The sequence below is a fragment of the Paenibacillus sp. FSL R7-0331 genome, assembly GCF_000758645.1.
Lineage (GTDB): Bacteria > Bacillota > Bacilli > Paenibacillales > Paenibacillaceae > Paenibacillus_AQ > Paenibacillus_AQ camerounensis.
Genome location: NZ_CP009284.1, coordinates 1,705,853 through 1,728,411 on the forward strand (window position 1 = coordinate 1,705,853; position 22,559 = coordinate 1,728,411).

The following is a 22,559-nucleotide window of genomic DNA, read 5'->3' on the forward strand; positions in this document are numbered from 1 at the left end:
AAAAATAGTGTGGTAAAGAGCTGCCCCCCAAGGTATTCAGCCTTGTGAGACAGCTCTTCCCGAAGAGGTAAGCCGCTAATCCTATAAAGTTAGAATATCTACTCCCAGAGCTGGCAGTATGATCTTCTGCTCCAATCGCTCGCTGGTTAACAAGCTGCGATAGGGGGCGTCAAGCATAATCTCACGTTCTTCGTTCGTCAAGTTAATCAGGAACAGGAAGCTTTCCTCACCCTTAGATCGAATTGACAGCTCGACACCTTCCGGCAGCTGGAGCCTGGGCGCCAAGTCCTTTTCTTTCAATATGCCTTCGAACAGCTGATAGAAATACGATGGCTCCGGCCAAGTGCCGACATAATACACCTCACCTTCACCAAGCTTATTGACAGTAACCGCCGGCACTCCCTCGTAAAAATCATTGTCATACCAGGCAATCGGTTCTGCTCCCCGCAGTTCCAGCAGATCGCACCATTGCTTCGCAGCGAATGTCTGGCCCGCCGCGTTCCGAATCCGATGCTCGCTGTTGCCGATTGCATCATATTCACTAACGACAACCCCCGCCGCTTCCGCCAGCAGCCCCGGCAGAGGCAGCATCTCACATACATTCCTCATGTTCTTCACACCGGTCCGATTGGTGAGGACGACCGTACCGCCCCCGGCTGCGAATCGCTCCAGCCGCTGCGCTACTTCTTCATTTAACAGAAAGAGGGAAGGGACAATGACCAGCTTGTAGCCATCAAGCTCCTCGGTCCAGTTGATAACGTCCGTACCGATGCCCATTTTCAGAAAAGCATTGTGCATAGAGGACAAGTTGTCCATATAGTGCATTCCTCCCTCTGCTTGCGGCTGAAGGGAAAGCGCCGTATGCTGATCATGCGAATGCAGAATCGCAACCTGGGCAACGATTGTCGAGCCGGCCAGCAGTTCTCCTAGCTGGTTCACCTCGCGAGTAAGCTCTGCGAACTCTCTGAACCTGCGTCCAGGAACATTGCTGTGGTCGATAAGCCCATGCCAGAACTGTTCGGCTCCGGCAGCAGCACTCCGCCAGCGGAAATGAACGACCATATCCGCGCCGCGGGCGATTGTCTGCCAGGAACGGGCCCGGATCAGGCCGGGATAAGGGGTACGCTGAATCGGCATCCAGGCACCCTGCGGACCGCTCAGCTGCTCCATTACCCAGAAATTGCGGCGCTTGATACCGCGAACCAAGTCCAGCGACAGCGCTCCGTTCCTCGGAAATTGATCACCATAATCGCGATATAGCTCATTTGGATAATAATCGACTGAAACGAAGTCCAGCTCTTTGTGAAGATCATAATAGTCCAGAATATTCGGATATTGCCACATGTTATGCGTCACGAAATGGCCTGCACAGTTGCTGCGCAGAATGTCAAGCTGCCATCCAAGCAGATAACCTACGCTGTCCGAGCAGAACCGCTTGTATTCCAGAAGATAGGAAGGATTCATCGGCTTGCTGCCGCCGAGCGGCGTCGTTACCTCGGCCCAGCTGCTGTACTCCCCGCTCCAGACGACTGTGCCCCACTCCCGGTTCAACTCTTCCAGACTGGAATAACGCTTCTGCAGCCAGGCGACAAATGCACGATTGCACGTATCACAATGGCATTCCTGGTAGTGCATCTCGTTATCGATTTGCCAGCCAATGACGGCGGGATGCTTCGCATAGCGCTGTGATATCGCTTCCACAAACCTGGAGCCCAGCATTCTCAGAGAATAGCTGTTGTTGCAACGATGTCCACGCACACCCGGCCGGATGATTTGACGCTGCTCATCCCTTGGAAGCACATCCGGATAGCGGGTTGTCATCCAGTTCGGCGGGGTATTGGTAGGTGTACATAACACGACCTGAATGCCGCGCGAGGCAAATACTTCTATAGCCGCATCCAACCATTCAAACCGGTAATCACCCTCGGCCGGCTCCATTCGGCTCCAGGCAAACTCCGCCATCCGCACAACAGCAACACCGGTTTCTTGCATAAGCGCTGCATCCTTTTCCCATAGCTCGGGAGTCCATTGCTCTGGATAATAATCAATGCCAATCTTAATCGTCATCCTGTGATCTCCTTTATTCATCAATATATTGAGATTATATGCTATATTAACTGGAGTGAATATCCTAAATAATTAATGCGGTATAACAATATTAAGATGACAGGAGAGTTGGTCGCATGCCTCATCCCAATCGCGCTTTTCCGGTATTATCCGCCCGGGACAAGCTGCTCCCTTTTTATTTGCTTGGCATTGGCCTGCATCATGAACAGGAGCATATACGCCGGGACCCGGGCATTCAGGATTATCAGTGGATTCAATGCCGCAGTGGCGAGGGCAAGCTCAAGCTAAGTGGAACGGAGCATATCATCAAGCAAGGCATGGGCATGCTGCTGTTCCCCGGGCAGCAGCACGAATACTATGCATTATCGGGGAGCTGGAAAGTCGACTGGATCATCTTCGACGGCAGCGGGTCAGCGGGCTTGTTTGAAACAGTCGGCATAGTAGACACATGCGTATTTACGCTTGCATCGCCCGAATACCTTCTTTCCCGAATGAGGGAGCTGCTGCAGGCTGCCCTTACACCGCAAGAACAAACGTTAAACAATTACTCCTGCTCCGCCATCCTTTATACCTTATTGACGGAGATTATTCAGCGCGTCTCTGTCGAGGGCAGCGATACCGTCGGGCAGCAGTATGAACGGTTGAAGCCGGTTCTGGACTATATTGAACAGCATTATGCCGAAGAGATTACTTTGCAGACACTCGCCGGACTGATGTGCGTCACACCGGAATACTTCTGCCATTTGTTCAAGAAGACGACAGGCATTCGTCCCATCAGCTATGTCAATCAGGTAAGGGTCAATAAGAGCAAGGAACTGCTGCTCGACAATGTGCAACGCGGGATGCAGGATATTGCTCATCAAGTCGGCTTCGAATCTGCCAGCTATTATGGAGCAATCTTCAAGAAGCTGGAGCGGCTCACACCCGGCGACTTCCGCCGCAGCTATCAGAAGTCGTAGCCTACTGTATTATCCAAGTGCGCTATATTCTCAACATAGAGAGGAAGATCATTATGTTTCGGACACTGAATATTCGGCAGGCTCCTTATCTGAGCTGGCAGTCCATACGTGTGAAAATGATGCTTGGTTTATTCATGATTGTCATTCCGCTCGTTGCATTTCTGATTTATTCCAACGTGTATGCCATACATACGGTGCGGACACAGGTGGCGGAATCGAGTAAGGATCTTCTGTCTTTATACCGGAGCCAAGTGGATGCCCGGCTGCAGGAGGCGGATAACTATCTGAACGGCCTAATGCTTGAACCGGAGCTGTCGGACTATAATTTTTACACCGAGCCTGACGAGCGCCTATTCGTAAAACAGCGTATTAATAACAATCTTTCAAATTCCATCCTGCGTTACTCTGTATTAGATGGATTATTTGTATATTTGCCTGCGGATAATGATTTTTTGTATTCCTTCCAGACCAGATCCACCTTTATCGACAGGATGTACCTTAAAGACTACATTGTCAGCGATGTAAGCAAAAGCGAAAGCCTGCAGCGCCAGCATATGAAGAACTGGTATGTTCAGAGAAGCGGCGATCAGACTTACCTGATCCGCTTCTTTGTGATGCCGAATGCTTCGGTGGTAGGCGCATGGATCAATATGAATGCCTTCAAAACTCCGCTTGAGCTTCTGGGGATCGGGGAGAAGGGAGCGGCTTTGCTCGTAGACGACCGCGGTAACGCGCTGGTTAATCAGAGCTTTATCCGTGACAAAGGGGTTCAGATTAAGCTGGATGAAGCGTCTTATTATTTAACAGGGGAACCGGACCGCTACCTGACAGTCGGGGAACGTTCCCACGAAGGGGATTTCAGCCTGTATGCTTTTATTCCGGAGGAAAAAATCCTGCAGCAGCTGCCGACACTCCGGGCAATCTCTTTTATCCTCCCCTTTGCTTCAATTCTCATTTTATTGCTAGGCCTGGTGCTGCTGCGCAAAACGCTGCTTATTCCTCTGAACCGCCTGTTAAAAGCGATGAACCGGATACAGCAGGGGAATCTGGACACGCAGATTAAGCAGTTCCCAACTTCCATTGAATTCCTTACAGTAAACGATACGTTCAACAATATGATGGAACAAATCAAAAATCTGCGGATTAACGTCTATGAAGAGCAGCTGAACAAGCAGAAGGCCGAGCTTCAGCATCTGCAGCTGCAGATCAAACCCCATTTTTATATCAATACATTGAATTTACTGCATACGCTCGCCAGGACTAAGCAAATGAAGCTGCTGGAAGAGCTGTCACTGTATCTAATCCGTTATTTCCGTTACATGTTCCAGAGTAATTTAAGCTTCGTCACCCTGAGAGATGAGCTTCAGCATGTCAGAAACTATTTAAGAATACAGGAACTGCGTTTTCCCGGACAGCTTATCCATGAGATCAAGGCTCCCGATTTTTTGCTGAATACGCCGGTGCCCCCGCTGGTCATTCAGACTTTTGTGGAAAATGCAGTTAAGCATGCCATTACTTTAGATGATCCGGTGTACCTGTATATTGACTTGGAGATGAAGGAAGAGCCACAGGAGGGAATTCTGATTCAGATACGGGATACCGGCCCTGGATTTCAAGAAAAAATCATCAGGCTGATTGAAAAAGAAGAACGCATTGTCGATGAGGAGGGTGAACATATCGGTATTCGAAACCTCAAACAGAGGCTGCGCATCCTCTACCATGGACAGGGAGAAATTACCCTCCGAAATGCTGGCCCGCATGGAGCCGTGATCGATATTACGCTGCCTTTTGAACCGGAGAATAAAGCAAACTACAACTCAGGAGGTACTGCTTAATGTTAACTATGCTGATTGTGGACGATGAGAAGCTGTTTGCGGATTCGCTAAGACAAGAAGTGGAATGGGCATCTCTAGGGATTGGCCCTGTCTATACGGCATACAATTCCCGTCAAGCCAAAGATTTTTATGAACGCGAACAGGTGGATTTTATGCTGTGCGATATTGAAATGCCGCAGGGGAGCGGGCTCGAGCTGCTGGCCTGGGTCAGAGAGCATTATCCGCGTACCGAATCGGTGTTCATGACCTGCCATGCTGATTTCAGGTATGCGCAGCGCGCAGTGCAGCTAGGAAGCTTCGATTATTTATTGAAACCGGTTGCAGCAGGAGAGTTGTGTGATGTTGCCGGCAGAGTTGTGGAGAAGATTCATAAAGATAAGGAGACGAAGCAGTACAGCCGGTTCGGCGAATTCTGGGCAAGGCATCAGCCGCTTCTGGCAGAACGCTTCTGGCTGGATATTATCAATCATACGATCCCTTCCAATCCGGAGCTGATCCGAAAAGAAGCGGAGGAACGCAACATCCCCTTTGATACCGGGATGAAGCTTCTGCCCGTACTCATATCTATTCAGCGCTACAACAAGTCCTTTAAGCCCCGCGACGAAAAAATTATTGAATATGCACTGATAAACTCCGGTACAGAACTGCTTGGAGTTCAGGGCAGCGGCCTGTTGTTCGGTTTGCCGGAGCGTAAACTGCTGGCACTGATTCCGGTGGAGCAGAATACATTTGAAATCCAGGAGAGGCTGCAGAAAAACGGGCAAGCATTTATCGCTACAGCAAGCTCCTATTTCTACTGCGATGTAGCTATCTACATTGGTAACGAGGTTCTCAGTCATGAATTAACTGATATGGTAAGCCGGCTGGCTGAATGGGACAAACACAATGTAGCCCACAGCAATAAAGTACTGTTGTGGAGAAATAAACCGTATAGCCAGCAGTCGATTGTTCTGCCGGACATGAATATCTGGTCTGTTCTGCTGAAGGAGGGACATGGGGATAAGGTGACCGCAGAGGCGGAGATGTTTCTCCGCAGCCTAAGTGATGCGGAAACTCTGGATGCAGACAGCTTATACCGGTTTCACCATAACTTTTTGCAGATGGTATATTATGTGCTGAAGCTGAGCGGCATTGAGGCCCAGCTTCTGTTCGATGATGAAACCTCATCCATCCTGTTCCAGCGAGCAGTCCACTCCTTGACAGATATGATCTACTGGATGAAGCATACAATTTCCAAAGCGATGGATTATATAGGGACCGTCCAGCAATCGCAGCCGATTATAAAAGACGCGGAACATTTCATCCTTCGGGCGCTAGAAGCCGAAGATTTGACCCGGGAGGCCGTGGCCAATCATGTTTTTCTGAATCCGGATTATTTGGACAGGCTGTTCAAGAAGGAAACCGGTTATTCTGTCACGGAGTTTATCGTATCCCGGCGCATGCTGCTGGCCCAGGATTTGCTTGCGAAGACGGATCTGCCGATCGGATCGATTGCATCCCGGGCAGGATACACCAATCTGGCCCATTTCTCCCGGAGATTCAAGCAGATGGTCGGGATGAATCCGAAGAACTACCGGAGTAAACATAAACTATAGACAGAGAGGTCGAAAATGTACAACTGTGAGGTCGAAATCAGAGTAGTGAGGGGATTGGCCCCGCTGTAATATTATAACCAGATTCGATATCAATTCGATTCCAAACAAAGCGATACAGGGGGATGAAGAATGAAAAGAAAGCTTAGCTGGTTGAGTCTCTTGCTGGTATTCATGCTTGCAGTAACGGCTTGTTCAGGAAACTCCGGCGGTAACAACGCTTCCGGAGGAAATACAGAGGCCGGCATTGCCAATTCAGCCGGTGGTAAAGAGGAGCCTTATGAGGTTGTATATGCCTATCCGGCATTCTCTAATGTTCCTGCTGACATTCAAGAGGTGCAGGAAGCCATTAACAAGATTTCGGTGGACAAAATCAATATTAAAGTCAAGCTGCTGCCAATCAGCAACAGCGCTTTCACGAATCAGATTAACCTGATGTTATCTAGTGGAGAAAAGCTGGATATGTTCGCCATGCTTAGTAACTACAGCAACCAGGTAGCCAGGGGTGCCTTATATCCGATTGGTAATATTATGGAAGCGAATGCACAGGGCACAATTGAAGCTTTGGGTGTCGATTACTATAACGCTACCAAGGTTGGCGGCGTCAGTTACGGCGTACCCAGCCTCCGCGATCTGGCTCAGGATTTCGGTATTGTAGTCCGCAAGGATGTGGTAGAGAAGCATAACATTAACTTGGAAGATGTCAAAACCTTTGATGATTTTGAACGAATTTTCAAGGTGGTTAAAGAGAAGGAACCGGGAATGGCCGGCGCTACCAACCTGACAAATGGTTCGATTCTTAGTACCTACGGCATCCAGGACCCGCTCGGAAATAATCTGGGTGTCCTGCTTAACCATGGCCTTGACGATCTGAAGGTGGTTAATCTGTTCGCATCCGAAGAATACAAACAGATTGTGACCAAGATCCGCGAATGGTATCTGGCAGGCTATCTGGTGAAGGATGCCGCAACCAGTCCGGAATTAAATAATGTCATGGTGAAATCCGGTAAGGCGGCAAGCTGGTTATCCGCCATGAAGCCGGGATTTGAAACACAGGAGAGCCGAAACGTTGGTTTGGATATGGTAGCTGCACGTACCCAAGCACCGGTGGCAATGACGGATACGGTTACAAACGTTGCTATTGGTGTTGCAGCTACTTCGGAGCAGCCGGAAAAGGCACTGCAGTTCCTGAATCTGATGTACACCGATAAAGATATCGTGAATTTGATTGACTGGGGCATTGAAGGCAAGCATTATGTGAAGGTTGAAGGAACGGATAATGTAATTAAATATACCGATGGTGTTACGGGCGACAATGTCGGATATAAAAGTGACGGCTGGATGCACGGTAATCAATTCCTCTCCTATGTCTTTGAGGGGGATGACCCTGAAGTGTATGTGAAGATGAATGAGTTCAACCAATCTGCCTCTAAATCCAAAGCTCTCGGGTTTACTTTTAACGGCGACTCCGTAAAAGCCGAAATTGCTGCCTGCAATGCGGTGCTTGACCAGTACCGCAGAGCGATTGAAAGCGGAGTGCTTGAACTAGATAAAGCGCTTCCGGAATTCCTGAAGAAGCTGGACGATGCCGGAATCAATACCATCATCACAGAAAAACAGAAGCAATTAGATGAATGGGCTGCCGGCAATACAACGAAGTAAGGGATTCTTCCGATCCAATCAGTGGGACGCTGATTGGATCGTATTTTTTAAGGCTATTCGTCAAGGGAAAGGAAGTGCAGTTGTATGAAGCAGCCAAGGCTGAAGCGGAGAAATAAAACATATAAATATCTTCCCCTGTACTTACTGATGATTCCGGGAATTGTCTATCTGCTGATCAATAATTATCTGCCAATGCTGGGGATATTCATAGCTTTCAAAAATATTAACTTCACTAAAGGGATCTTCGGCAGCGAGTGGATCGGCTTTCAGAATTTCAAATATCTGTTCCAGACCAGTGACGCCTACATCATTACGAGAAATACGATTTTATATAATGTGGTATTCATCGTGCTGGGGACGATTTTTGCCATTGCTTTTGCCATTTTGCTCAATGAAATTAAGAAAAAGTTATTATCCCGGTTCTATCAGAGTGTAATTGTACTTCCGCACCTGATCTCATTCGTAGTTATCGGCTATTTGGCCTATGCCGGGCTCAGCCTGGAAACGGGTTTTATGAACAAAACTGTGCTCCCCATGTTGGGTATTGAGCCGATTTCGTGGTATACCGAGCCTAAATACTGGCCATTCATTTTAACGATTATTCATTTATGGAAATCCATTGGTTTTAGCTGCATCATTTTTCTGGCTTCCATTATCAGTATTGATACAGAATATTATGAAGCGGCGACCTTGGACGGAGCTTCCAAGTGGGCGCAAATTCGCTCAATTACCCTTCCGTTGATTACACCGGTCATCGTTATGCTGACGTTGCTGGGAATTGGGCGTATCTTTTATTCCGATTTCGGCCTGTTCTATCAGGTGCCGATGAATGCCGGCTTCATTTCAGATACAACCAGCGTAATTGATACTTATGTCTACAAAGGGTTGATGGTATCCGGTGATATGGGCATGGCATCAGCTGCAGGCGTGTATCAGTCCATCGTTGGATTTATTCTTGTGCTCGGGGCGAATTTGGTTGTCCGCAAGGTAAGCAAAGATAATGCTTTATTCTAAAGAATCGGGGTGACCTAATTGTGTTCAATGAAAGTAAAGTAATGCGGTGGATCTCAAATACGGTGCTGGGATTTTTTTCCGCTGCATGTCTTATCCCTTTTGCACTGCTGATTATCGCGTCGTTCAGCAGTGAAGAAAGCATTGTCCGGCAGGGCTACTCGTTCTTCCCGGAAGAGTTCAGCTTAAAGGCATATGCGTATCTCTGGCAGCACCAATTAGAATTGGGCCGAGCATATGGAATAACCATACTCATTACGACCGTCGGGACTGCGATAAGTCTGGCTATTACCTCGATGCTGGCTTATCCGTTATCCCGGAGAGATATGCCTCTGAACAGAGTCTGGACATTTGTAGTATTTTTTACCATGCTCTTTAATGGAGGGCTGGTGCCAACTTATCTGGTTTACACGCAGATTTTTGATATCAAGAATACCTTTTTTGGTTTGCTTCTTCCCGGCCTGCTCATGAATGGCTTTAATATTTTGCTGGTCCGAACGTTCTTTCTTACTTCTATTCCGCCTGCTTTAATTGATGCGGCAAGTATAGACGGAGCTGGGGAAATCAAAATTTTTTACCGGATCATTCTCCCTCTCTCCATGCCCATTATGGCAACGATTGGGTTATTCCAGGCTATCGCTTATTGGAATGACTGGTTCAACGGCTTGATCTATATTACCGACACGAGGATGTTTGGGATTCAGACGATTCTTACCAAAATGGTTATGGACATTCAATTTTTGACAAGCAACAGTAATGCTGCTGGGATGAATACCGGAGCAGCGATAGCGGAACTGCCAAGCACTTCCGTTAGAATGGCTATTGCAGCGATCGGCGTTCTCCCTATTCTGATTGCATATCCATTTTTTCAAAAGTATTTCGTAAAAGGGATCACCATTGGCGCTGTAAAATAAAAACACATTACAGAGCAGCGATTAACTTAAGATAAGGAGTATGGAGAATGAAATTCAGTAATCCGATTGTAAGCGGAGCCTATCCGGACCCCAGTATTTGCCGGGTGGATGAAGACTATTATCTGGTCAACAGTTCGTTTGGATATTTCCCGGGGCTTCCAATATTTCATAGCAAGGACTTGGTCAATTGGAAGCAGATCGGCTACGGATTAACGAGAGAGAGTCAGGTGCCTTTATTTGGCAGCCAAGGGGGCAGTGAACCCTTATTCAGCTTTATGGGCATTTATGCGCCAACGATCCGCTTTAATAACGGGCATTTCTATATTGTGACAACCAATACGGTTGGCGGACGGAATTTCATGATCCATTCAGATAAGCCGGAAGGCCCCTGGTCAGAACCTATATATCTGGAGGACTGGGGAGGAATTGATCCTTCGCTCTTTTTTGACCCGGACGGAAAAGTATTCATTACTGGTACGGGAGGTCATTTGGATGTCGTTCCAGGTGTTTATCAGGCGGAAATTGATCTTTCTACCGGTAAAATACTGACAGAGCGAAAGCTGATCTGGGAAGGAACAGGCGGTAGCTTCCCTGAAGGACCACATTTGTACAACATAGATAACCGCTATTACTTAGTCATTGCGGAAGGCGGAACGGAATATGGCCATATGGTAACGGTCGCCAGAAGCGATCAGCCGTATGGACCCTTCGAAGCGTGTCCTTACAATCCCGTTCTTTCGCACAGGAGCATTAGCCATCCTGTTCAGGCCACGGGCCATGTTGATTTTGTCCAGGCGCATGATGGAACTTGGTGGACTGTACTGCTCGGCATCCGGCCTATCGGGTATCCTTTTCACCACCATTTAGGCAGAGAAACATATCTGGCACCTGTAACCTGGACGGAAGATGGCTGGCCGCTTATTGGAGAAAACGGCAGAGTGGATATCGAGATGGAGGGACCGGCTTTTTTCAAAGAGTATAATCCAGCGTTATCCCGCTTCGGACGTGATGATTTCGACAGTAACGAGCTGGGCTTCCAGTGGAACTTTTATAAGAACCCGCGTGAACACAGCAGCTCGCTTACTGAACGGAAAGGCTGTCTGACACTACACGGAACAGAGTATACGCTGGACGATTCACAGCAGCTGGCTTTTGTCGGCCGCAGGCAGCAGGATTTTGATTGTTCTGTATCTGCATTGATGGCATTTGAGCCAGAGCTTGATGGAGAAGAGGCTGGACTAACTGTCTACATGAATGAAAAAGCCCATTATGAGATTGGAGTAAGAAATAATAACGGACTTAAGGCGCTGTTTTTGCGCCGGCGTATTGGTTCTCTGTGGAGAGTGGAGTGGGAGAATGAACTGGATGCAAGTGAAGTGATTTTAAATATCCGGGCGGATTCATTATGTTACAACTTTAGTTATTCCTTGCCTGGACAGGAGCAAATCAGCATCGGCAGAGGCGAATGCTCTTACTTGGCCACTGAGGTTGCCGGCGGATTCACTGGCGTATACTTCGGTATGTATGCGACTGGAAACGGAAAGCCAAGTCAGTCTGCTGCCTATTTTAAATATTTTGATTACTGGGCTTTACCAAAGGAAAGTACATGATTAAATGGCTTAAAATATAATATAAGAAGGCAGCATCATACACCCGCGGGGATGTAATGCTGCCTTCTTGTATATCTGAAATAATTAACGCGACAGCACGGAGTTACCCGACTCCTTGAAATAACAACGGGATGATTACCACGAGTATTACAAGCGGAACAAACACAAACGGCTTCAATCTCCTCTGAAACTGTATAATAAAGCGTTAACTAGGGATGGCCGTAGTCACCTAGATTCAAGACTCAGGCCATCACTATTTATCTCAAAAATACCACTCTTATAAGTGCTATAGAGAATGCGTCAGTCCCGTGCAGCGGCTATGGAAATATGGTCGATATCCGGAGCGTAGGCTGTGCCGTTAGAGAAGCGAATCGTATTGTTGCCGGAGTTCAGCTGTACGTCGACGACCGTTGTATAGAAGGTGGACCAGCTCAGTGTATTGCGGAAATAGTGGCGCTGCGCCGGGCCTCCGTTAACGCTGATATCTGCATAGCGGTTCACAATATTGTTGTTGTATGCGTGTGTTCCTACAACTTCCGCGTTGGCATGCGTAACGATCATCCGGTAAAGCCCTGAAACCGGCACGTTGATGGTATTGAATTGCAAATAATTCCCGGATCCCGCCCCGATCCATTTCACTACGCTGCCGCCTGCCGCATTGGAGCTGCTGGAGATGGCAGCATTGCCGCCGAGCGAATTGCCGGCTGCCTCCGCCTGATATGTCGTAATATTGCCCGATGTAGGTAAGACATCGATATAGTCGATGTTAACCGCATCTGATTCATTGTTTGTGAACGCTTTCAAACTAATTCTGTTAATTCCGGCGGTGAGGAAGACACGAATAGTTGAACTGTTCCATGTATCCCAGCTGGCTGTCGCCGGCAGGGATAAGTCCGTCAGCGTACTACCGTTCAAATCCATACGGAGGTTGCGTGTTGTAGGTGCACTGCCAAACGGACCGGCTGCATAGCGAACCGTGACGTTATAATAACCATCCGCTGCCGCGCTTACTACAAAGTTAGTACTGGCGTTGTTGGTTGCGCCGTACCCTTCAACGAATGAAGTGCCGGAGTAACCTCCTGTCGCTCCGTAAGTAATTGCGGCAGTTCCCGTAATCCCGGCATATTCCGCCTGATAGCGGGTAGAGCTGCCAACCGGGGACAAGTCCTTGTCCGGGGTAATGATCAACTGATACGCTGATTGTGCTTTCATCCCATTGACAGGTACAACGATTTGTCCGTTTACAACCGGGTAGTCTCCCTCCTGCACTACATACGGAACATTTGCGGGGCTTGTTCCCGTGTTATCCGTTCCCCATACTGTGACGTGGGCAGAGCTTCCGAAGTAGGAAGCGGAACCGAAGCCCTTGATGACCACATCGGTGCCGAACACATCCGTACTGTTAAGCGAGCCTCCCAGAATAATACGCGCCTGCTTCTTCGCGTTATCCAGCGCTGCGGCTCCTTGAAGTGAGCCATTCTGGGAGGGAGGTGTGACCTGCACCGTTCTGCCCGTCAGATCGGCGTACCACTTATAAAGCCACCATGCGCCTGTCGGCCTGTTATTCTGGGTGACCAGATCATTCAAAGCGCCGGCTGTAGTCCAATAGGCAAGATTGCCGTCCACCTTGCTGTTCTCAAACTTTGCGATAAACTGAACAAGATTTCCTGGAACGCCGATGTCGGTCGACGCTCTTCCGTATTCGTTAATGACGATTGGTCGTGGCGTAATGCCGAGACTGGCTTCGACTCCGCGGTAATGATTGTAATGCGTATCCCAATCCGTGAAGAAAGAATTGTCCAGCTCATGCCACAGCATGATGTCAGGCAGTACGTTATTGTCCTTGGCAAATGTCATGAACTGGCTGTAAACACTCGCGTTATAGTAAGAGTAAGTTGGGCCGGCAATTTTTGCGTTGGGATAAATCGAACGGATCCTTTGATAGACGGTTTTCCAGTCGTTAAAGAAGTTCTGCAGCTTGTTCGTAGAATTGTACCAAATCCAGTCGGGTTCATTAAATGGAATGAAGGCATAGACCTCTTTATTCGGGTCTGCAAGTACGTTATTGACTATCGCATCTACTTTCGTTAAGTAATCGGTCAGGCCGTTATTCTCATAGGGCCAATTCTGATAGATATCTTGCATTTCAATCAGGATTTGTCTTCCGCCCGCCCGGATAAATTGGGGAGCAACTACCAAAGCGTCGCCATTCGGGTGTTGCAGTCCATTCGGGGCTTTTTGAGAAATCGTCTGCGGCTTAAGAGGGATGAGCATATTGTCGCTTGGAATGCCAGGATCGCTGAGACCATAGAGAAAGCCGGTGGCTCCGTATTTGATGGCGCCGGTATCTTTGGATAAATCGACAATAAATTGTGAGTTCGCTGCGTGTCCTGTATTCGCGGGCAATATGGCTAAAGCAAGGGCAGCGCCAAGAAATGCGGACATCCATTTGGATCTCTTCATTTTCACCATTCCTCCTTAAATGTATAATACAGTATTAAGCTTAAAGAAACGGTTTATATGTTGAAATGTACTAATTTGACAACATACCATTCATTTTTTTACATTCGGGTCTATTTAGGCGAGGATCTAAAATTGGGGGTAGCGAATCATTAGTGTGAGAGAATATTATAGAGTCGATGTAATACTGGGGTATGGGGGGATTCTCATGTACAAAAAATTCAAATTCATCAGCATTAAAAATAAGATGGTGCTTCTGTTTATCCTCTCGATCCTGATCCCAATCATCATCCTGTTTATCAATTCTTATATTTCTTCACAACAAATGCTGGAGAGCAAGTACACCGATCTGTTGGAGGACATCACCCGTCAATCGAATATCCGCATTGAGGAATTCATGGAGGATATTGAGCAAATCTCCCTCATCTCCAGCTACGGAATCAATAGCTATGTCTCCGCCGTTTCCCAAGAGAACTATCCGGTACAGAATTATCTTAAGAATCCTTCGCAGAGCAACGAGAATCAGGCTACTCAGCTGTTGATGAATTACATTACGATGAAGGAACGGGCTTTCTCGGTCTATATTTATAACTTGAACGGCGGTCAGGACCTGATGGTTAGTACAAACAAACCTGTGGACTACATGTATCACCCCCGTAATGAGACATGGTTCACCAAGTTTCTGGCGGAGGAGGACATAACCAAGGACTTGCCTTCCCGTATAGATTTGCAGACGAAGCAAGAGAACAATTGGACAATTTATCATCTGCGTAAGATCTTTGATCTGGAGGACGGCAAGCTGCTGGGAGTTATGGTGATAAGCATTGATATCGACTTCATTAACAAGGTGAACCAGCGGCTGCAGGAGAGCAGCCGTTCCGCCTTCACAATCGTCGACGAACAGAACCATGTGATCTTTAATACCGATTATTCGCGAATCGGCCGCTCCTTCAGCGACCTGTTTGTTACGGATGCTGAAATTGATAAAGAACCTCCAAGAGAAGTCGTTAAGTCCGGAGGCAGAAGCTATATTCTCATTCATTCGGCATTTGAAGCCCATAATTGGACGACTTATCTGTACATGCCTGTGGAAGAACTGGGTATGGAGGGGAATATTCTGATACGAAATTTATGGCTCATCGTCATGGGTCTGGTCTTATTCGCTGTTATCAGCTCGTTTTATATGTCCAACCTGATTACGAGACCGATTAAACGGCTGATGAGAAACATGACGCTCGTTGAGCAGGGGAAGTTTGACAATTTGCCCTCGGTCCGATCCAATGATGAAATCGGACTTCTTGCTAAACGCTTCGAGCAGATGTCATCCGAGCTTAAGCAGCTTGTCGAGCGTATCTATCAAGAGCAGGAGGAGAAGGCAGAAGCGGAAATCCGGGCGCTTCAAGCCCAGATCAACCCTCATTTTCTGTACAACACTCTGAATTCGGTTAAGTGGATTGCTTCCATGCAAAGGGCAGATAAGATCGTCGAGATGACAGAAGCCCTCATATCGATCCTGCGGTATTCCTCAAAGACCGAGAATCGGATGGTTCCGATTCGCGAAGAAATGGATAATATCGTTCATTATCTGACAATCCAGAAGGTGAGGTATTTCAATCGCATCACAGTACATTATGAATTGGATGAATCTTTACTCGATTATGAAATTCTGAAGTTGAGCATTCAGCCGATTGTAGAGAACGCCATCTTTCATGGAATAGCAGACATTGAAGACGGCTGCTTAACAATAGCAGTGATACCCATCGGTATGAATGAAATCGCCGTTCAGGTGCGTGACAATGGAGCTGGAATGGATGAAGCTGCTGCCTCTGTATTAAGAGAGCGGCTATACAAACCGGAGGGGCCTCCCGGCAGTATTGGCGTTTTAAACGTACATACACGCATACAAAGAGTATTTGGTGAGCGTTACGGTATTACGTTCTGTAGCGAGCAAGGAAAGGGAACAGATTTTACCATAACGATACCCAGAATAAAGAAGGGGGTAACCGGTAATGCATAAGGTGCTTATCGTCGATGACGAGCTGCTCATGCGAATCGGACTGATGTCGATGATTGATTGGGAGAAGCGGGGCTTCCGGATTGTCGGCGAAGCAGCTAATGGCAAGGAAGCGATTGAGCTCGCGGAACTTCATCAGCCCGAGCTTATCATTACGGACATTAAGATGCCTATCATGGACGGACTTGAACTCATAAGAGAACATTCCCGCAAACATGAGGGCTGCCGCTATGTTATTTTAAGCTGTTTGGATGAATTCCATTATGCACAGGAAGCAATCAGGCTTGGAGCTGAGGACTATTTAATCAAGAGCGACATCAAGCCGCAAGAACTGCTGGATGTACTGGACAAGGTGCAGAAGCGCATTGCCAAGACTTCCAAAGATGAAGATGCCGCTGTGCTGAAGGAAGGGATTGGCTATCTAAAGGAAACTCTGTTCAAGGAACTGCTCAGCGGGTTTCGCGAGGAAACGGAGGTCATCGAGAAAGCCGGTATGTTGAACATTTCCCTTCAACAGGGTCCTATGGTTTTGATAAAGCTGAGAATCGATCGGTTTGAACAAATCCGCAGGAAATACGTGGAGCAGGACGCGAAGCTGCTTAGATATTCTGTTGTTAACATCTTGGAGGAGATCATTTCACGAAAGAGAAGACGCGAAATTATTGTCGAAAATTCCGCGGAGTATTTGCTCGTTATGAATGTGAAAGAGGTGGCGCTGGAGGGAACGGAGATGGGTTCTTATAACGCTTTGTTTGCCAGAATTCAGGAAACGTTAAAGGATTTCCTCAACATCACCGTTACAATAGGAATCAGCTCAGTCACCCCAGGGTTTGGCGGACTGAAGAAGGCGTACCGGGAGGCCGACATGGCGCTGAAGAGTCTGTTCTTTGGAGGGGCGGAGCGAATTGTATATTATGACGGAATTTCACAACAATCTAGGAGCTTGGAGATCTTTCCTATTGCCCCAGAGGACGAGAGGAAGTTTCGTTCGGAGGTGGAGAGCTCCACTGAAGGAGCCCTCCTCTTCATGCGCATGCTAAACGAGAGGGTTCGCCAGGATGGCTATACCGAACAAGCTGCTCGTAAAGCTAATTTGTCATTGTTATCTCTGATATCTTCCTGTTATCCAAGTCTGCCGGCTTTAAGCGATGATGGACGCAACATTTACGAGCAAATTCTTCTCGAAGAGACTTTAGAGGGGGTGCAGCAGTTGGTTAGCCGGTATTTAGTTGAGTGCGAACAGCATAACCTTGACCGGCCCGAGCGCCCCCAGAGCTATGCAGAACAAGCAAGAACTATTCTGCTGCTGCGGTATGCGGAGGATATTTCACTGCAATCCGTTGCAGACTTTATCAACGTGAATTCTTCTTACCTCAGCCGGGTATTCAAGCAGGAAACGGGTGGGAATTTTATAAATTTCCTTACCAAGATACGTATTGAGAAGGCACAGGCATTACTGAAGGATAAGAGTATCCTCATTTATGAAGTCGCTAATCGGGTTGGCTACCCCAATACGGCATACTTCAGCAAACTATTTAAAAAAGTGACCGGATTAAGTCCTGAGGAATACCGGGCCAACTCTGGCTGACGATTAAAGTAAATAATAGAATAGGAATAGTAAAAGAAGTGCATAGGGACCTATGCGCTTTTTTGATGCGGAATGAAGAGGTAAAGAAAGGAGATACAATCGTAAAGGATGTGGATTTAGCTCACAGGAAGGACCAGTTAAGATCATATATGTACCAAGACATTTAATGATCTAGGGGGTCTTTCAGTGAAAAAACGTTTATCCGTATTAATGGCAATCGGAATTGCCGCTTCCGCTCTTACTGCATGCGGCGGTAATAACACATCCGGTTCGTCTTCAGCGCTGCCGGAAGCGTCTTCAGTTCCGGCAGCCTCCGCCAGCCAGAAGCCAAGTGGTGATCCGGTTACCCTTACGTACGCGATCTGGGATTCGAATCAGGAAAAAGGGTTGCGTATGATGGCGGATGAGTTTGAAGACAATCATCCGAATGTCAGCATCAATATCGAAGTGACGGGATGGTCCGATTATTGGACGATGCTCGAAGCGGGAGCGACAGGGGGATCGCTGCCGGACGTATTTTGGATGCATTCCAACGAAATTTATCGTTACGCCTCCAACGGAATGCTGCTCGATCTGAGTGACAGAATTAAGAACAGCGGATCGGTCAAGCTAGAAAATTATCCGGAAGGACTGAACCGGATCTATAACTTCCAAGACAAGCAATATGCCATTCCCAAGGACTTCGATACGATTGGATTGTGGTACAACAAGACGATGTTTGACGCAGCGGGTGTGAAGCACCCGGACGAAACCTGGACTTGGGACGATTTATACAGCGCGGCGAAAGTACTGACGAAGGACGGCGTTTATGGATTTCTGGCTCCACTGCACAATCAGGAAGGCTACTATAACTTCATTTATCAGAATGGCGGCACTGTTATCACGGATGATAAACAATCCGGCTACGACGATCCTAAGACTTTTGAAGCTCTCGAGTATTATGTCAATTTCGTTAAAGAGGGTCTCTCTCCCGCCGTCTTTGACGATGCGGAACGTGCCGAGCTGATCAAGAACGGTAAGGTAGCTATGGGTTACTTTGGCTCATGGAATCTGTCCGGCTTTACTGAAAATGAATATATGGCTAAGAATTTCGATGTGGCCGTCCTGCCTAAGAAGGAGAAGCAGGCTTCCATTTATAACGGTTTGGGCCATGCCGTTGCATTTAATACCAAGCATCCGGAGGAAGCTTGGCAATTCGTCGAATATCTTAGCTCTAAGGAAGGTCAAGAGCGTCAAGCTGAGCTCGGCGTTGCCATCTCGGCATACAAGGGCGCAGCCGATTTATGGATATCCTCGAATAAAACGTTTAACATCAAAGCGTTTGTAGACATGGTCGATTACGGCATTATCCGTCCGTACTCGAACACGACGGCGGTATGGGAAGACAAGGTCAACGAAGTCCTTGGACAGGCCTTTACCGGCAAGGTTCCGGTTAAGGAAGCAGCACTGAATGCGGGCAAGGTGATGAACGAAAGCCTGGCTCAGGAAAAGTAAGGCTGAGAATATTACTAGAATAAGTCATCCTTTTTCGCGGCAGCCGGAATGCTGCCGCGAAAGGATAGGAGAGGGAGACAATCCATGAACAAAGAGGTATCCAGAAGAATCTCCAGACAAACATGGAACGAATGGTCCTGGGGCTGGTTTCTGATTGCGCCGACCATTATCGGACTTATCGTGCTGAATATTATTCCCATCATTCAAACGGCCTATCTAAGCTTCTTTAAAAGCGGAGATTTTGGCCGGGGCAACGTCTTCGTAGGTCTGGATAATTACCGCAAGATGATCGATGACGTCCAAGTCTGGCATGCCGTCGGTAATACAATGCTGTATGCCTTACTTGTCGTTCCCATTAGTATCGCCTTATCTCTAATCGTCGCCGTACTTTTGAACGGTGAGATCCGGGGGAAGTCACTTTACCGCACGATCTACTTTATTCCGATGGTTGCAGCTCCCGCTGCTGTCACTATGGTATGGAGATGGCTTTACAATGAGCATTTCGGTTTAATAAACTACGTGTTGTCTAGAATCGGTATTAAAGCCGTCGATTGGATAGGAAATCCGAATGTTTCACTAATCTCTATAGCCATTATTGGGATTTGGAGCGTTATCGGGTACAATATGGTTCTGCTTTTGGCGGGTTTGCAGGAGATTCCTAAAGATTTCTACGAAGCCTCCGAAATTGATGGGGCCGGCAAGCTGCGGCAATTTTTTGTCATTACGCTTCCGCTTTTATCACCGACATTATTCTTTGTAGTCGTAACTTCGGTCATTCAGGCCATGCAGGTATTCGATGTCATTTATATGATGATTGATGTGACCAGCCCGGCCTATGAACATACCGTTTCCCTTGTGTATTTGTTCTATAATAACTCCTTTAAATATTCCAACAAAGGGTACGGATCTGCAATCGTTATTCTGCTGCTCGCCATCATCATGCTGATTACCTTCCTTCAGGTGAGAGGGCAGAAAAAATGGGTCAACTACATGTAAGGAGGACTAATGCTTTGGATAAGAAAATGCGATCCCCCCGTCGGTTAATGATTCATATATTGCTCGTCATCGGCGCTGCACTAATGATTTTGCCTTTCTTCTGGATGCTTCTTACTTCATTTAAGTCCGTAACCGAATCTACTTCCATGAACCCGTTCGTCTTTTTCCCTTCGCAGTGGAGGTGGGGGAACTATATCGAAGTGCTTCGGCAAAACAACTTTCCCAGGCTCTACTGGAACACCTTCGCCATGGTCGTTCTGAGGGTAATCTGTTCCATTGTGTTTAGCGCCATGGCCGCTTATGCCTTCGCCCGTCTAAAGTTTCCCGGACGCGGTTTTTTCTTTGGACTCGTTCTTTTTCAAATGATGGTTCCTACCCAGATTTTCATCATCCCGCAATACTTGATGGTCGATTCGTTAGGGATGCGAAATACGATTTTCGCGCTGCTGTTTCCAGGCCTTGTGAGCGCATTCGGAACCTTTTTAATGCGTCAGTTTTTTATGGGATTGCCGAAGGAATTGGAGGAGGCCGCTAAACTGGACGGCTGTAATATCGGACAAACGTTCATAAGAATCATGCTTCCTCTCGTCCGCTCGGGTATGGTGGCGCTCGGCATATTTACCGCGTTGTTCGCCTTTAAGGATCTGATGTGGCCGATGATAGTTAATACGAACTCGAATGCCGCAACCCTGTCGTCCGCATTGGCGAAAATCCAGGGAGCCTATTCGGTCGATTATCCCGAATTAATGGCAGCCTCCGTGCTTGCGATTATTCCCATGCTGATTCTGTATGTCTTCTTCCAAAAGCAATTTATCGAAGGTGTTGCAACATCCGGCGGAAAGCTGTAGAAGATAGCTTCCATAAGCCATTGCTGGAGTGTATGATTTATGGTGAGAATAAAGATTAAGATACCGGAACATGAAAAGAAATATCATAACTAAAGGGGTCTTCTTATTATGAACGCTGCAAGCAGGGGATGGATGATCAGCATCATACTAATCGTATTCAGTCTGTCAGCCTGCAGCAGTACGGATATAACCATGATCACCGAGAACGAAGAAGTCTCCGGCGAACAGATCGTGCTCCGTTATTCGAGCTATCTGCTGGATACGGCACAAGCAGGTAAAGTTTATTACGACGCGATCAAGCAGTTCGAGGAGGAGAATCCGGGGATCAAGATCGAAGCCGACTTTATTCAGAATAACAACTATACGGCAGGAATTAAGATCCGGCTGCTCGGCGGCGAACAGCTCGATGTATTTGACACCTGGTCTCCAAGTTTGTTTCAGGAATTTCGTGCACTCCGCAGCGATGTGTATCTGGAGCTTACAGACACTGCATTTGTGAATGACTTCTATCCCAATTCGTTAAAGCCCGTTACGATAGAAGGTAAAGTATACGGCGCTCCTGAGGTCATGCACAGCGACGGCCTGCTGTATAACCAGACGCTGTTTAACAGGCTTGGGCTTGAGCTTCCCCGGACTTGGAATGAATTGCTTCTAGTATGCGAGAAACTCAAGGGCGAAAGAGTGATTCCAATTGCCATGGATTCGGAGTGGTCAACCGCCCAATTCTTCTGGGGCTCTATCATGTCCAATGCTGGTGCCGACGAGGAGTGGACTCGAAAGCTGGAAAGCGGGGAGATCAAGATCACTGACCCGCTCTTCGTGGAAGCCATCAAGATGCACAAGGAAATTATCGAAAGAGGCTACGTTCCTTCCAATTGGCTGAGCTTAAAGCATGAACAGTCCAAGGATTTGATCGGACATGGCAAAGCAGCGATGATAATGACGGGAACCTGGGACATCCCGAGCATCAGACAGCGCAACCCTTCCAATGACATTCGTTTTATGAGTGTTCCTGGCCAGATAAAGACGGTCCCCAATATCAATGTAGGAACGTATAGGGTGATTAATTCGAAGACCAAATACCCTGAGGAAGCGAAGAAATTTGTCACCTTTATGACAGGAAGAGCAACGCAGGAGAAGCTGGCCGCAGGAGCCTCGGCGGTTCCCTCTGTCGTTTCAGCTCAAATAGACGACCCAGTCGCAGCACAGATTGCGGAGGCAGTTACGCGTGACAACGCCATTTTATTTTGGCCGCATATGGTTTCAACGGAAACGCTTCAAACCCATATTCAAGAATCCGTGAACCGTTATTTGTCCGGCCAGAGTCTAGAAGAAACGTTGCGTGAGATTCAGCTTGTTATTAACAGTGTAGCCAACAAGCGGTAGTTGACTAAGGGAACCTTTTCCCCCATTTATCATCATATTTGGTGTGCTTCAATTAACCTGCAATTAATTCTAAGCGAGAACACGGGGGAGTGAGAAAGCGCTCTCGTGCAGGACTACAGGAGG

General features: G+C 47.5%; 15 protein-coding genes. 13 read left to right on the forward strand and 2 right to left on the reverse strand.

Going from position 1 to position 22,559, the window contains the following annotated elements:
- Positions 1-81 precede the first annotated feature (81 nt).
- Positions 82-2,067 carry a beta-galactosidase gene (locus tag R70331_RS07165; protein WP_081947520.1) on the reverse strand — a complete coding sequence of 662 codons (1,986 nt, stop codon included), beginning with the start codon at positions 2,065-2,067 and terminating at the stop codon, positions 82-84.
- A gap of 116 nt (positions 2,068-2,183) precedes the next feature.
- Between R70331_RS07165 and R70331_RS07170 the strand changes: the two genes are divergently transcribed.
- The 7 genes from R70331_RS07170 to R70331_RS07200 all read left to right on the forward strand — a co-directional run bounded on the left by R70331_RS07170 (position 2,184) and on the right by R70331_RS07200 (position 11,650).
- The gene (locus R70331_RS07170) at positions 2,184-3,026 is read left to right on the forward strand and encodes a helix-turn-helix transcriptional regulator (RefSeq protein ID WP_042174086.1); all 843 of its coding nucleotides are present in this window, start codon (positions 2,184-2,186) and stop codon (positions 3,024-3,026) included.
- A 53-nt stretch (positions 3,027-3,079) separates the two neighbouring features.
- Complete coding sequence (locus R70331_RS07175) at positions 3,080-4,861, forward strand: sensor histidine kinase (RefSeq protein ID WP_042174088.1); 1,782 nt, start codon at positions 3,080-3,082, stop codon at positions 4,859-4,861.
- Complete coding sequence (locus tag R70331_RS07180; RefSeq protein ID WP_042174090.1) at positions 4,861-6,456, forward strand: response regulator; 1,596 nt, start codon at positions 4,861-4,863, stop codon at positions 6,454-6,456. Before R70331_RS07175 ends, R70331_RS07180 begins: the two co-directional genes overlap by 1 nt.
- A 129-nt stretch (positions 6,457-6,585) precedes the next feature.
- Positions 6,586-8,115: an ABC transporter substrate-binding protein gene (locus R70331_RS07185; protein ID WP_042174092.1), complete on the forward strand. Its 1,530-nt coding sequence runs from the start codon at positions 6,586-6,588 to the stop codon at positions 8,113-8,115.
- An 84-nt stretch (positions 8,116-8,199) separates the two neighbouring features.
- Positions 8,200-9,129 (forward strand): ABC transporter permease, encoded by a 930-nt coding sequence (locus R70331_RS07190; protein WP_042174094.1) that lies wholly within the window; start codon positions 8,200-8,202, stop codon positions 9,127-9,129.
- A 20-nt stretch (positions 9,130-9,149) separates the two neighbouring features.
- Entirely contained in the window at positions 9,150-10,040 is an 891-nt protein-coding gene (locus R70331_RS07195) for a carbohydrate ABC transporter permease (protein WP_042174096.1), read from the forward strand.
- A 47-nt stretch (positions 10,041-10,087) separates the two neighbouring features.
- Positions 10,088-11,650 carry a glycoside hydrolase family 43 protein gene (locus R70331_RS07200; RefSeq protein WP_042174099.1) on the forward strand — a complete coding sequence of 521 codons (1,563 nt, stop codon included), beginning with the start codon at positions 10,088-10,090 and terminating at the stop codon, positions 11,648-11,650.
- Between the two features lie 300 nt (positions 11,651-11,950).
- Here the strand turns inward: R70331_RS07200 and R70331_RS07205 are convergent, their stop codons facing one another.
- Positions 11,951-14,113, reverse strand: coding sequence for a carbohydrate-binding protein (locus tag R70331_RS07205; protein ID WP_197071402.1), 2,163 nt, complete (start codon positions 14,111-14,113; stop codon positions 11,951-11,953).
- A 205-nt stretch (positions 14,114-14,318) separates the two neighbouring features.
- Between R70331_RS07205 and R70331_RS07210 the strand changes: the two genes are divergently transcribed.
- From R70331_RS07210 to R70331_RS07235, 6 genes are all read left to right on the forward strand, one after another.
- The gene (locus tag R70331_RS07210; protein ID WP_042174101.1) at positions 14,319-16,127 is read left to right on the forward strand and encodes a sensor histidine kinase; all 1,809 of its coding nucleotides are present in this window, start codon (positions 14,319-14,321) and stop codon (positions 16,125-16,127) included.
- The gene (locus tag R70331_RS07215) at positions 16,120-17,712 is read left to right on the forward strand and encodes a response regulator (RefSeq protein ID WP_042174103.1); all 1,593 of its coding nucleotides are present in this window, start codon (positions 16,120-16,122) and stop codon (positions 17,710-17,712) included. The genes R70331_RS07210 and R70331_RS07215 overlap by 8 nt, the downstream gene beginning before the upstream one ends.
- Positions 17,713-17,898: 186 nt before the next feature.
- Positions 17,899-19,206: an ABC transporter substrate-binding protein gene (locus tag R70331_RS07220; RefSeq protein WP_231576420.1), complete on the forward strand. Its 1,308-nt coding sequence runs from the start codon at positions 17,899-17,901 to the stop codon at positions 19,204-19,206.
- Between the two features lie 84 nt (positions 19,207-19,290).
- Positions 19,291-20,202 carry a carbohydrate ABC transporter permease gene (locus R70331_RS07225; RefSeq protein ID WP_042174107.1) on the forward strand — a complete coding sequence of 304 codons (912 nt, stop codon included), beginning with the start codon at positions 19,291-19,293 and terminating at the stop codon, positions 20,200-20,202.
- 47 nt (positions 20,203-20,249) lie between these two features.
- Positions 20,250-21,050 (forward strand): carbohydrate ABC transporter permease, encoded by an 801-nt coding sequence (locus R70331_RS07230; RefSeq protein WP_442950576.1) that lies wholly within the window; start codon positions 20,250-20,252, stop codon positions 21,048-21,050.
- Between the two features lie 108 nt (positions 21,051-21,158).
- Positions 21,159-22,436 (forward strand): ABC transporter substrate-binding protein, encoded by a 1,278-nt coding sequence (locus R70331_RS07235; protein WP_231576421.1) that lies wholly within the window; start codon positions 21,159-21,161, stop codon positions 22,434-22,436.
- Positions 22,437-22,559: the final 123 nt, after the last annotated feature.